Source organism: Haematobacter missouriensis, assembly GCF_000740775.1.
Classification (GTDB): Bacteria; Pseudomonadota; Alphaproteobacteria; order Rhodobacterales; family Rhodobacteraceae; genus Haematobacter; species Haematobacter missouriensis.
The window spans coordinates 1-12,167 of record NZ_JFGS01000039.1; the positions used below are offsets into that span (position 1 = coordinate 1).

The 12,167-nt window shown below is 63.3% G+C and carries 12 protein-coding genes and 1 tRNA gene; 5 read left to right on the forward strand and 8 right to left on the reverse strand.

Annotation, left to right across the window (positions count from 1 at the left end):
* Nucleotides 1-107: 107 nt before the first annotated feature.
* Nucleotides 108-392, forward strand: a complete 285-nt coding sequence (locus CG51_RS20210; RefSeq protein ID WP_035746834.1) for a hypothetical protein — start codon at nucleotides 108-110, stop codon at nucleotides 390-392.
* Between the two features lie 520 nt (nucleotides 393-912).
* Nucleotides 913-1,542, forward strand: coding sequence for an SOS response-associated peptidase (locus CG51_RS16430; protein WP_035746839.1), 630 nt, complete (start codon nucleotides 913-915; stop codon nucleotides 1,540-1,542).
* Between the two features lie 32 nt (nucleotides 1,543-1,574).
* Here the strand turns inward: CG51_RS16430 and CG51_RS16435 are convergent, their stop codons facing one another.
* The 8 genes from CG51_RS16435 to CG51_RS16470 form a co-directional block, all read right to left on the reverse strand.
* On the reverse strand, nucleotides 1,575-2,450 hold the full coding sequence (locus tag CG51_RS16435; RefSeq protein WP_233141251.1) for a tyrosine-type recombinase/integrase: 876 nt from the start codon (nucleotides 2,448-2,450) through the stop codon (nucleotides 1,575-1,577).
* 239 nt (nucleotides 2,451-2,689) lie between these two features.
* Nucleotides 2,690-2,773 (reverse strand) — tRNA-Leu (locus CG51_RS16440).
* A 378-nt stretch (nucleotides 2,774-3,151) separates the two neighbouring features.
* Nucleotides 3,152-4,456, reverse strand: a complete 1,305-nt coding sequence (locus CG51_RS16445) for a branched-chain amino acid ABC transporter permease (protein ID WP_035746841.1) — start codon at nucleotides 4,454-4,456, stop codon at nucleotides 3,152-3,154.
* Nucleotides 4,453-5,463, reverse strand: coding sequence for a branched-chain amino acid ABC transporter permease (locus tag CG51_RS16450; RefSeq protein WP_035746842.1), 1,011 nt, complete (start codon nucleotides 5,461-5,463; stop codon nucleotides 4,453-4,455). The genes CG51_RS16445 and CG51_RS16450 overlap by 4 nt, the downstream gene beginning before the upstream one ends.
* The gene (locus tag CG51_RS16455; RefSeq protein WP_035746843.1) at nucleotides 5,463-5,924 is read right to left on the reverse strand and encodes a hypothetical protein; all 462 of its coding nucleotides are present in this window, start codon (nucleotides 5,922-5,924) and stop codon (nucleotides 5,463-5,465) included. Before CG51_RS16455 ends, CG51_RS16450 begins: the two co-directional genes overlap by 1 nt.
* Nucleotides 5,925-5,927: 3 nt before the next feature.
* Entirely contained in the window at nucleotides 5,928-6,638 is a 711-nt protein-coding gene (locus CG51_RS16460) for an ABC transporter ATP-binding protein (protein ID WP_035746844.1), read from the reverse strand.
* Between the two features lie 31 nt (nucleotides 6,639-6,669).
* The gene (locus CG51_RS16465) at nucleotides 6,670-7,446 is read right to left on the reverse strand and encodes an ABC transporter ATP-binding protein (RefSeq protein WP_035746846.1); all 777 of its coding nucleotides are present in this window, start codon (nucleotides 7,444-7,446) and stop codon (nucleotides 6,670-6,672) included.
* Nucleotides 7,447-7,539: 93 nt separating this feature from the next.
* Nucleotides 7,540-8,724, reverse strand: coding sequence for an ABC transporter substrate-binding protein (locus CG51_RS16470; protein ID WP_035746848.1), 1,185 nt, complete (start codon nucleotides 8,722-8,724; stop codon nucleotides 7,540-7,542).
* A gap of 161 nt (nucleotides 8,725-8,885) precedes the next feature.
* Between CG51_RS16470 and CG51_RS16475 the strand changes: the two genes are divergently transcribed.
* From CG51_RS16475 to CG51_RS16485, 3 genes are all read left to right on the forward strand, one after another.
* Nucleotides 8,886-10,013 (forward strand): PQQ-dependent sugar dehydrogenase, encoded by a 1,128-nt coding sequence (locus CG51_RS16475; protein WP_233141250.1) that lies wholly within the window; start codon nucleotides 8,886-8,888, stop codon nucleotides 10,011-10,013.
* Nucleotides 10,014-10,088: 75 nt separating this feature from the next.
* Complete coding sequence (locus CG51_RS16480) at nucleotides 10,089-10,748, forward strand: tetratricopeptide repeat protein (RefSeq protein ID WP_035746849.1); 660 nt, start codon at nucleotides 10,089-10,091, stop codon at nucleotides 10,746-10,748.
* A 60-nt stretch (nucleotides 10,749-10,808) separates the two neighbouring features.
* Complete coding sequence (locus CG51_RS16485; RefSeq protein WP_035746851.1) at nucleotides 10,809-12,116, forward strand: PQQ-like beta-propeller repeat protein; 1,308 nt, start codon at nucleotides 10,809-10,811, stop codon at nucleotides 12,114-12,116.
* The last annotated feature ends 51 nt before the right edge of the window (nucleotides 12,117-12,167 follow it).

The window sequence follows — 12,167 nt, forward strand, 5'->3', positions numbered from 1 at the left end:
CTGCTCAGCGCAATCGGAGATGAGTGGGGCCCTATCTCGATAGCTATCGGCTTCGCCATCATAGCCGGGACGATGTGGTTGTTGGTGCGTGCAATGCGGAGACAGGTGTGACCCGCCTTGTCGCAATTGCCTTCCTTGCCGGTCTTGTGGCCGGTGGAGCGGGGGCGTGGTGGGTCCGAGGGAGCCTGATCGCACGGGAAGCGGCTGCTGCGGCCGAGGCCGCTCAGGACGCGCGGGAGAGGGCCTCCCGAGCAGAAGCCCAACGGCTTGCCGTGCAGGCGGAGCGCGACCGCCTCGCGCGCAAACTGGAGGACGCCGCCAATGCGGACCCTGTGCACAGTCCTGATGCTCTCCCTGCCAGCCGGGTGCGGCGTCTCCAGCAAATCCGCTGACGTTCCGCCGTCGCTGCTCGTGCCGTGCGACAGGCCCGTGAGCCTGCCGGATCGTGCGCTGTCTGACAGGGATGTGGAGCTATACTGGGGCCGGGATCGCGCTGCGCTGGTTGCCTGCCGGTCGAGGCACGAGGGGCTGGCAGGACGCGGGGTGTGAACGCGCGCTTCCCTCTATGGCCGAATCGCAGATGTTCTGCGAATGTTCTCGTATGCCGAGTACGCCCTCGACCAACAAATTCCGCAATCGCAACATGTCCGATGCTGCGCGCTCGGGGTTGTTGATGACGGTCTACTGCGGTGGATGTCGCCGCACGGTCCATTACTGGGCGGTCGATCTGGTGCAGGTCGTGGGCGCTTTCCACGAAGCGCATGTCGCACCTTGGCCGTGCTCCCGGTGCCGGTCCATGGAATACATGACAATGCGGGGGAGGATCCCAGCCGCGAGCGAGCTGCAGGGCTTGACCGTGCGGCGCCCCGTCCGTCAGATCGTCAAGTGGATCTGGAGGGATGAGCCAGCCTGATGTGCAATCTTTACAGCAGCACCCGCCCGCAAGAGGCCATGCGACGGCTTTTCCCCGCGCTGACCTATCGGATCGGCAATCTCCCGCCTCTCACCGGCATCTATCCCGATCAGCAGGCCCCGATAGTGCGCCAGGATGGCACAGACCTTGTGCTGCAGATGGCCCGGTGGGGCCTGCCGTCACCGCCGCAATTCCACAGCAAATCCGGGATTGACCGCGGCGTCACCAACGTCCGCAATGCAGCTTCGCCGCATTGGCGGCGCTGGCTCACGCCCGAGTACCGGTGCCTCGTGCCGCTCACCAGCTTCGCGGAGCCGCGCGGTGCTGGCGCCGGGAATGCCTGGTTTCGACCCAAGGATGACAGGCCCGTCTTCTTCGCCGGGATATTCGTGCCGGGCTGGACAAGCCTCCGTAAGCTCAAGGATGGTCCCACGACGGACGACCTTTACGGGTTTCTGACCTGCCCGCCGAATGCTGAGGTAGGGGCCGTGCATCCCAAGGCGATGCCTGCGATCCTTGCCGACCCTGAGGAGTGGCATACGTGGCTGACGGCCTCCTGGTCGGAGGCGAGAGCGCTTCAGCGCCCGCTACCCGATGGCTCGCTGTCGATTGATGAGACGCCGACGTGATCTGGCCGAAAAGTCATACGGTGTCCTCGGGCTCAATCTAGTCGCTTCGCAAGTTCTTCCGCCGACTCGTTGTAATAGACTGTCAGCATCTTGATGTTGGTGTGACCCACCATTCGTGCGAGGGCGAGCACGTCGAGCTTCTTCGATAGCCTGGTGATGGCCATGTGTCGGCTGTCATGGAACGTCAGCCCGTCGACGACGGCCTTGACCCTGACCTTCCGCCAGAGCACGTCCAGCTGTTGAGATGTCAGGCCGAACACCGGGTCCGCCTTAGGCAAATCTTCAAGAAGGCGGATTGCCTCACTGGACAGAGGTACGTCCCGCGGCCTTCCGTTCTTGGTCTGCAGCAGCTTTACCACGCGCTGCTTGGTATCAATCCTGTCGCTGGTCAGCCCGACGATTTCCCCGGCGCGCATCGCAGTCTCCACAGCGAACAGGAACGCGTGGTAGGCCCGCGCGGTCGCATATTGCAGGTCCGTCCCGGCCGCGTGCTGTAGCCGATCCATCTCGTCAGCAGTGGCTAGTCTGTCGCGCGGCGGTGGGGCCGCTGGCCTGCGAACGTCCTCCATGGGGTTGCTCTTGATCAGGCCCCATTCTTTGCGCGCGACGTTCAGGGCCGCAGAGAGGATGTGCATCTCACGATTGACGGATGCCGGAGCGACCTCTGCCAGCCGCCTGTCGCGCCAATCCGCGAGATCAGAAGCCTTGAGTGCGGCTAGCTGCACCTGCGCCAGCTTGTCCTTTCTAATCTTCTCGATACGGATAGTCTCCCATCGCGAGCCGCGCTTCTTGTCCGACACCTCGCGGCTGTAACGGTCGAGCAGGTCTCCGAAAGTCCCGGATGGCACTTCCTCCCCCTGTTCAGCGATCAGGTACTCCTGACGAGCCGCCCAATCCTTCGCCGCCATCTTGGTCGGAAAGACCTTCGAGATTCTCTTTCCGGCCCTCGCGACCTCGGCCCTGTAGCTGCCAGATGGGAGCTTCCGAATGTATGCCACGTGACCCTCGTGCGTAATGCGTGCGGAATCCGTGCGTAAAGGGTCTGGCGATTCGGGGCTACAGGTAAGGCTAAGAGAGGAACGCTGTCGGGAAGTCTTTGGTTAATTTCCCTATTTTTCTGCCGCTTACGGCAAAACAGGGAAATCCGTGGTGCCGGGAAGGGGACTCGAACCCCTACACCTTGCGGCCGCGGTGTTTGAGACCGCTGCGTCTACCATTCCGCCATCCCGGCACGGATTGCGGTCCCTCAATGCGCTGTCTGAAAAGGTTTTGCAAGTCCGGTGAGGGGAGAGTCGTACCTTTGCCAAGTCCAGACGTTTCGAAACAAATTGGAATATATTCTTTTGTATATTTTGGCTGGCCGCAGGGGGAGCCTTGGCATATATCTAAGTGATCCCGATAAGGGACGTGGTCATGGGGGTGATCACGGGCGCCTGGCGCTGCGAGAAGAGCCAACTCATACGCTTGCTGAAGTTCCTGCGGGAAAACTTCAGCAAGCGTTTTTATTTGATGAGGCATGCACAGAGACATGGCTCTGAGTAGGCGATGCGCGTTTCGCCGTTCCTTTCGTTACCTGTGCATCTGATGTGGTCGTGGAGCCGAAGCGGGGTTACCGCTCCGGTATCAGACCTCGAGGACTGAAACGCAGTACGAGAAGCAGGATGATACCCATGGTCATCAAACGCATGTGCTGGGCGCTGTCCTGCAGGTGGCCGCGCAGCCATGAGTTGTCTGCCATGAAGTAGGTCAACCCCTGCATGAGCAGGATGCCCAGAGGTTCCACCTGAACCCAGAAGAACCAGATCAGAAAGCCGCCCAGCACCGCGCCCCAGTTGCTGCCGGATCCGCCGACGATCACCATCACCCAGACAAGAAATGTGTAGCGCAGCGGATTGTATGTGGTGGGCGTGAGTTGGCCATCCAGCGTGGTCATCATCGCACCCGCAAGACCGATGACCGCGGAGCCGAGAACGAAGATCTGCAGATGGCGGCGGCGGACATCCTTGCCCATCGCCTCCGCCGCGATTTCATTGTCGCGAATTGCGCGCATCATTCTGCCCCACGGGGACTTCAGCGCGAGTTCGAGCAGAACCAGCAACACGATGAGCACTGCGAGGAACAACCCAGCATAGCAGAGGCGGACCCAGATCGTGGAGGCCGTCACCGGATCCAGTCCCAAAGAAGCGGCTTGAGCCACGAAACCCGCGTCGTTCTGCAGGTTGATCTCGTAGGGAACGGGGCGCGGAATTCCAACGACGTTCTTGACCCCGCGGGCAAGCCAGTCTTCGTTCTTCATCACCGCGACGATGATCTCGGCAACCCCGAGCGTCGCGATGGCAAGATAGTCCGAGCGCAGGCCCAGGGCCACCTTGCCTATGCCCCACGCGGCGGCCCCCGCCAGCGCCCCGCCAACCGGCCAGGCAAGCAGAACCGGCAGGCCAAGACCGCCGAGGTTGCCCGCGGAGGCGGGATTCACGGCCTCGATCGCGGTGACAGCAGGATCGAACAGCCAACGATAGGCGAGGAATCCGACGATCAGCACGCAGAGCATGGCGAGGGTCCGGCCTGTGCCGGAATGCATCCGCCTCCAGAGTTGCACGGCGAGAGCGATCGTCGCCGCACCCACCAGCAGGGCTGCGACCAGCCGCCAGCCGCCCGCCGCCCAGGCGCCTGGATTGGGCGGCATGGCGATCAGCACCGCTGCCAGTCCGCCAAGCGCGGTGAAGCCCATGATGCCGATGTTGAACAGCCCGGCATAGCCCCATTGCATGTTCGCGCCGAGCGCCATGATCGCGGACAGGATCCCCATGTTGAAGATGGTAAGGGCCAGCGTCCAGCTTTGCAGAAAGCCGGTGGAGATATACAGCAGTGCGACCAGAACGAAGAGCAGGACGGTGCGGAGACGCGGGCTCATACCGATTTCCCCTTGAAAAGTCCGGTGGGCTTGAACAGCAGCACGATGATGAGGATCGTGAAGGAGACAGCGAATTTGTAGTCGGTGGACAGCAGTTGCAGCAACCCGTCGGGCGCGAGGCTGTCGGGCAGAATGTAGGTTGCGACCTTCTTGAAAGCATAGGTGAAGGTCACTTCCGAAAACGCGATGACGAAGCCGCCCGCGATGGCCCCCAGCGGATTACCGAGCCCACCGACCACGGCAGAAGCAAAGATCGGAAGCAGAAGCTGAAAGTACGTGAAGGCCTTGAATGACTTGTCCAGCCCGTACAGAACCCCCGCGATGGTTGCGAGCACGGCGGTGATGGCCCATGTCACAACAACCACCCGCTCAGGATTGATGCCGGAGAGCAGGGCCAGATCCTCATTATCCGAAAAGGCGCGCATGGATTTTCCCGTCCTTGTCCGGTAGAGGAACCAGAACAGAACGCCGACGGTGATGACAGCCGTGACCACGGTCAGCGCCTGGCTGGAGCGGATGACCACGCCCTCATCCAGCCCCGTCATGTCGCGGAACTGCCGTGCCGTCATGAGAAAGCGTTCGCCGTCATCGAAACTGATTTCGTCCACGCCGATGAGGAAACGGGTGATACCGTTCATGATGAACATGACGCCCATTGAGACGATGACGAGGATCACCGGCGCCGCCCGCTGTCTGCGATAGAAGCGATAGACGACCCTGTCCGTACCAAGCAGCAGCGCGATCGTCACGGCGATGCCGATGGGAAGGGCGATGAGCGCCGTGGGCAGGGGATGGATCGCCACCCCGAGGGACTGAAGATACCATGTCATCAGGATAGTCACGGCGGTGCCGAAGGCCATCGTGTCGCCGTGGGCGAAGTTGGAGAAGCGCAGTATCCCGTAAATCAACGTGACCCCGAGCGCGCCGAGCGCGAGCTGGCTGCCATAGGCAAGAGCAGGGATGAAGACGAAATTCGCAAGCGTGGCGAGGGCGTTCAGCAAATCCACTAGAAGTTCCTCGTCGTGCACGTTCCGGTGTATCGGGTGAGCCAGGAAATGCCCGGCCTGCCGTCCCTCAGCGATGTCACCTCCGCCTGACCATCTGCGGCGACGGAGAGGCTGTTGCCGCCGACGGCCACCTCCACGCTGCCGGACGCGGGATCGTAGCTTTCGATCCGGCCGACGGCATAGGCATAGGTCTTGGGTTTGAACTCGAAACTGCCAAATACACTCGACATGGCGGGGATTTCGCGTTCGCTGATCTCCATGCCTTGCATGAGGCGTTCGTTACCCAGGACGAAGACGGTCGGTTTGGCGGGGTTCGACGTTCTCACGAACGCGACGCGCATCGCCGCGGGCTCGGAGGAGAGGCAGACGCCGCTCATACAACGGTGGTCAAGCTTGCACTCAAGCCCGTTGGCGGTAGCACCTAGAAGCGGGATGGCGGCAAGAAGAACAGCAGGCAACATTGCTCAGCCTCCCAGAAATGTGCGGCGGACTTCAGGATCGGCGAGAAGCTCCGCCCCGGTGCCGGTGAAACGGTTGGCGCCTTGGACGAGGACGTATCCCTTGTCGGCGATTTCCAGCGCTTGCCGGGCATTCTGCTCGACCATCAGGATGGAGATCCCCGTCCGCGCGACTTCGATGATCCGGTCGAACAATTCATCCATCACGATGGGAGAGACCCCCGCGGTGGGTTCGTCCAGCATAAGCACCTTGGGCCGGGTCATCAGAGCGCGGCCGACAGCCACCTGCTGACGCTGTCCCCCCGAAAGCTCGCCTGCGGGCTGGCGGCGCTTTTCCCGCAGGATCGGAAACAGATCATAGACCTGCTCCATCGTCGGGCGGATATCGTCGCGGCGCAGGAAGGCGCCCATCTCAAGGTTCTCCTCCACCGTCATGGAAGTGAAGATGTTATGGGTCTGCGGAACGAAGGCCATCCCCTTAGCGACACGGTCCTGCGGCGAAAGGGCGGTGATGTCCTCCCCTTCGAGCAGGACCTTGCCCCCGCGGAGGGGCAACATGCCGAAAACCGCCTTCATCGCGGTAGACTTGCCTGCGCCGTTGGGGCCAACGATTACCGCGATACTTCCCCGCTCAACCGCGATGGTGCAGCCGTGGAGGATGTCGGCAGCCCCGTAGCCGCCGGTCATCTCATCACCGATAAGGAAAGGAGCGCTCACACCATGCTCCCGAGTGTTTCTGCGCAGATACTCACGCCGTCACCTTGTTCTTCAGACCAGTGCCGAGATAAGCCTCGATCACCGCTTCGTTCTTCATGATGTCGTCCGCCGTGCCCTGCGCGAGCACCTTGCCCTCAGCCATGACGATCACCGGATTGCAAAGCCGCGCAATGAAATCCATGTCGTGTTCGATGACGCAGAAGGTATAGCCGCGCTCCCGGTTCAGGCGCACGATGGCGTCGCCAATGGTGTTGAGCAGCGTGCGGTTCACGCCGGCGCCAACCTCGTCCAGAAAGACGATCTTGGCGTCCACCATCATTGTCCGGCCGAGTTCGAGCAGTTTTTTCTGCCCCCCCGAAAGATTGCCCGCCTTCTCCTCCGCCAGGTGGGAGATGGTTAGAAAGTCGAGTACCTCATCCGCCTTGCGGGTGAGCGCGCGTTCCTCCTCCGCGATACGGCCACGGGCAAACCACGTGTTCCAAAGCGTTTCGCCATGCTGGCTGGCGGGCACCATTTTCAGATTGTCGCGCACCGTGAGCGAAGAGAATTCCTGCGCGATCTGAAACGTGCGCAAAAGGCCACGATGAAAAAGCGCGTGCGGCGGCAGGCCGGTGATGTCCTGTCCATCCATCTCCACGCGCCCGGATGTCGGAGGCAGTACGCCCGCGATCACGTTGAACAAGGTGGATTTACCGGCCCCGTTCGGGCCGATGAGACCGGTGATGGAACCGGTTTCAATGCGTAGCGAAACGCCGTCCACCGCGTGGAAGCCGCCGAAACGCTTCGTCAGGTCGTGGACGACAATCATCCGCGAACATGTCCTTACATGGGGAGGAAAGGTCCGCGCCGTGAGGAGAGCGCGAACCCGTTAGATCAGAGCAAGAGTCCTCGCGGGCAGGGGTCAGCGGTAGCCGACCACCTCCAGCTTGCCGTCCGTGAACTGCACCTCCCGGTAGGAGCCCGCGCTTTCACCCGGAGGTACCAGTTCGACGGCCGTCGCGCCGACATAGTCCACATCCTGGCCGGCCTTGATGAGTTCGAGTCCCTTGGCAAGCTCACCGGGATAGATCTTCTCACCCGGCGCATTGGCCACTTCCATGACCTTCGTCTTCCACTGGGCCGGATCGGAGGATTTCGCCGCCTCCATGGCAAGGGCCATCAGCGCCACCGCATCATAGGATTCTGCAGAGAAGGCGGAAGTTCCATCGAAGCCATGTTCCTTTCCCATGGCCACGTACTTGTCGCGCCCCTCGCCGGCCGCGGCGGGGTTCTGCCCGAAGGAGCCGTTGATCTCCTTGCCGAACTTGTCTTCCAGCGTCTGGCTGACCATGCCGTCGGGGAATTCGAATGTCTCGAAGGCACCCGAGTCGATCGCCGCGCGGAGCACGCCGCCGCCGCCCTGGTCGATATAGCCCGCGATCACCAGAACCTCACCACCCGCGGCGGCAAGCGCGCCGACTTCGGCGGAGTAGTCGGCCTTGCCGTCCTCATGTGCGGCGACGATTGTCACCTCCCCGCCAGCCGCCTTGAACGCGGCGACGAAGCTGTCGGCAAGCCCCTTGCCGTAGTCGTTGTTCGTATAGGTCACGGCGACCTTCTTGATTCCGCGCGCTTCCATGATTTCGGACATCACCTGACCCTGACGGGCATCGGAGGGAGAGGTGCGGAAGAACAGCCCGTTGCTTTCCATGGTCGAAAGAGCCGGAGAGGTCGCGGACGGCGAGATCATTACGATGCCGTTCGGCATGGCGACGTTCTGCAGCGTGGCGATCGTCTCGCCGGAGCACATGCCGCCCATGATCGCCTTGACGCGGTCGGAAGTGACGATCCGCTCAGCAGCGGCTGTTGCAGCGGCGGCGTCTATGCAGGTGGAATCGGCCCGTACCGGAACCAGCGTCGATCCATCCAGCAGTTTGCCGGAGTCGCTGACTTCCTTCATCGCCAGTTCCGCCCCGGCTGCCATCGCGGGCGCAAGCGATTCAAGCGGGCCGGTGAAGCCGATGGAGATGCCGATCTTGACTTCTTCCGCGCTCGCGGCACCCGTCAGAATTGCCATCGCCGCAGAGGCGAGAAGCATCCGTTTCATCGTGTTACTCCCTGTAACTTAGTTTTTTCTGAGGCGAGCCTAGACCGGCTGATTTCGAAAAGAAAGCGTCCTTTGCCTGCGTCATCACGTCCCCGTCGCGCCGGGATCGAATATGCCGCGCGATCGTTGACAGGGTGCAACATTTGAAAAAAGGAGCACAGATGACCCGCCTGAACCGCCCGTTTGCCATGATTGCCGCCGGCCTCGCGTTTGCAGCGGCCCCTGCTGCCATGGCGGCGACGATGCAGACTTCCGCCGGTCCTGTCAGCGTCACGGCGGTGGCCACCGATCTTCAAGAACCTTGGGGATTTGCCTTCCTGCCCGATGGTTCGTTTCTGGTGACGGAGCGGAGCGGCAGATTGACGCTCCATGACGGAAAGGGGGCGACCACCGTTGTCCGCGGAGGACCTGACGTCGTGGCGCAGGGGCAGGGCGGACTTCTGGATGTCATGATCCCGCGCGACTTCGCCGAGAGCCGGGAGGTCTTTCTGACTTATGCGGGCCGCGATGGTTCCGGGGCCGGCACCGCGCTTGCGGCGGGTACGCTTTCATCTGACGGAACACGGCTGGAAAACCTGCGTGTGCTGTTCCAGGCACCGGGGGTGGACGGGAACGGTCACTTCGGCTCCCGCGTGGTAGAAGCGCCGGACGGACATCTTTTCCTGACAACCGGCGACCGGCAGAAGTTCGATCCCGCGCAGGACATGGCGCGGGTCGAGGGCAAGGTGCTCAGGCTCAACCGTGATGGCTCGGTGCCCTCTGACAATCCCTTTGTGGCCGAGGAAGGTGCACGGCCCGAGATCTGGTCGCTGGGCCACCGCAATATTCAGGGTGCGGCGATCGATGCCTCGGGGCAACTCTGGGTCAATGAGCATGGCGCGAAAGGCGGTGATGAGGTCAATCGGGTCGAGCGCGGCAAGAATTATGGCTGGCCGGTGATCTCCTACGGCGTTCATTATGATGGATCCAGTATCGGCGAAGGCACCAAGCGGCAGGGAATGGAGCAGCCGGTGCTGTTCTGGGATCCTTCCATGGCGCCCTCCGGCTACGCCATCCACACGGGTGAGATGTTCTCAGACTGGGAGGGGGATCACTTCATCGGCAGTCTGAAGTTCGACTATATCGCGCGTCTGGACCCGCAGAACGGTTTTGCCGAGGAACGTCTGAAATCCCCGGAAACTGCGCGGGTGCGCGCCATCGAGGTCGCCCCTGATGGATCGATCTGGTTTGCCTCGGTCGGGAACGGAGCGATCTATCGGATGGCCCCGCAGGGCGCGGACAGCCAGTAAGTCCGGGCGGGCGGGGTTGGCAAGCCCGCCCGCTATCGGCTAAGAGGACGTCGGTTCCGGCAGGAGGCGCCTCGAGTGAGCAATCCCGATCATTTCTTCGACGAAGTCAACGAGGAGGTGCGCCGCGAGCGCCTGAAGGGCGCTGTCTCGCGCTACGGCTGGGTGGCCGCGCTCGCGGTTCTGCTTATCGTCGGCGGGGCTGGTGTGTGGGAATGGCGCAAGCATCAGGCGCGGGAATCGGCGGAAGCCTTCGGCGACGAGGTGATCGCCGCGCTTCAGGCGGCGGATGCCACGGCACGTCACGGCACGCTCGAAGCGATCGCTGCGCGGGAGACCGGCGGACGTCGTGCTCTGGCAGCGATGCTGGCGGCGGACGCGGCGACGGAAGCGGGAGAGCCGGCTTCGGCGGCCAGCACCCTTGCTGGTGTCGCTGGGGATAGTGCGCTTGCTCCCGCCTGGCGTGAGCTGGCGCGGCTTCGTCAGGTGATCGCTTCAGGCGATACCATGCCAGAAGCCGAGCGCCGCGCGGCGCTTGACGAACTGTCCCGACCGGGTGCGCCCTATAGGGCGCTGGCGCTTGAGCAGGTGGGCCTTCTGGAAATCGCCTCCGGTGACCGGGAGACGGCAATGAAGACACTTCGCGCACTCCTTCAGGAGCCGGATGTCACGCCGGGCTTGCGTCGCCGTGCAAGCCAGTTGATTGTCGCCCTCGGCGGCACGCTGGATGCGGGCTGACACATCGGCGCGGACTTCGGAACGCGACGCAAGACAGGATAAAGGGACAGGGCGCGCGACATGCTGAAACGGAGCATCGGGATACTTGCGCTGGCGGCTTTGGCGACGGCCTGCTCCAAGCCCGAGGAACGCCTTCCCGGCGAGCGGATCGACATCCGTGATACCATCTCCGGCTATCACAATCCCCGGCCGGCCAACGAAGCCCGGCCCGCCTCGCTTCCCGCGCAGTCGGTGAATGCAGAGTGGACTCAACCCGGCGGCAATGCCGCGCACCGGCTGGGCAACCCGGCGCTGGCACGCGCGCTGACCCCGATCTGGTCCGCATCGATCGGGCAGGGCGACAGCGAGCGGCGACGCATCACCGCGGAGCCCGTGGTCGCGGGGGGCCGCATCTACACGCTCGACGCCGCGATGCAGGTCGTGGCGACTTCCACTTCCGGTCAAACGCTGTGGAGCAAGAGCGTTCTGCCACGGTCCGGCGCTGCGGGCACACGTTCCGGCGGGGGGCTTGCGACGGCGGATGGGCGGCTCTACGTGACCACGGCCTATGGTGATCTCGTTGCGCTGGACGCGGCTTCGGGGGCGGAGCTCTGGCGGCAACGGTTCGACGCGCCCGCGATGGGCGCGCCTGCGGTTGCGGGAAACCGCATCTACGTCGTCGCGCGGGATTCGAGCGCTTGGGCGCTGGACACGTCGGGCAAGGTGCTCTGGACGCTGCCCGGTACGCCATCCATTTCCGGCGTGATGGGCGGATCGGCCCCGGCGGTGGGAGAGGGGATGGTGATCTTCCCATTCGCCTCGGGCAACCTCATTGCGGTCACGCAGGGTTCGGGTGCGTCGCTTTGGGAGGCGGCGGTCGCGGGCAAGCGCGTCGGCCGCGCCTGGTCCGGTTTCACCGACATCACCAGCGATCCGGTGATCGCGGGCAACACGGTCTATGCGGGTAACCAGAGCGGCGGCACAGTCGCACTCGACGCCCGCACGGGAGACGCACGTTGGACAGCACGGGAGGGGTCCTACGGCCCCGTCGCCGTCAGCGGCAACGCGGTCTATCTCGTCAATGACGAGGCGAAGCTCGTCCGGCTCGACAGCGCCACCGGTGCGCCGGTCTGGGTGCGCGACCTGCCGTTCTTTGTGCCCCAGAAGGAAAAGCGTCGGGCGGAGATCTTTGTCCACTACGGGCCGCTTCTGGCGGGCGGGCGGCTCCTGCTCGTCTCCTCCGACGGGGTGATCCGCAGCTTCGATCCGGCCTCCGGCACGCTGATCGGCTCGCAGGAACTGCCTGATGGCGCTGCCGCGGCTCCGGCGATTGCGGGCGGAACGCTCTACGTGGTCACGCGGGATGGACAACTCCGCGCTTTCCGCTGAGCCAAAGCACGTGTAAGGAAGCCCCTCGCCGCCCCTTTGGCGGAACCGGAG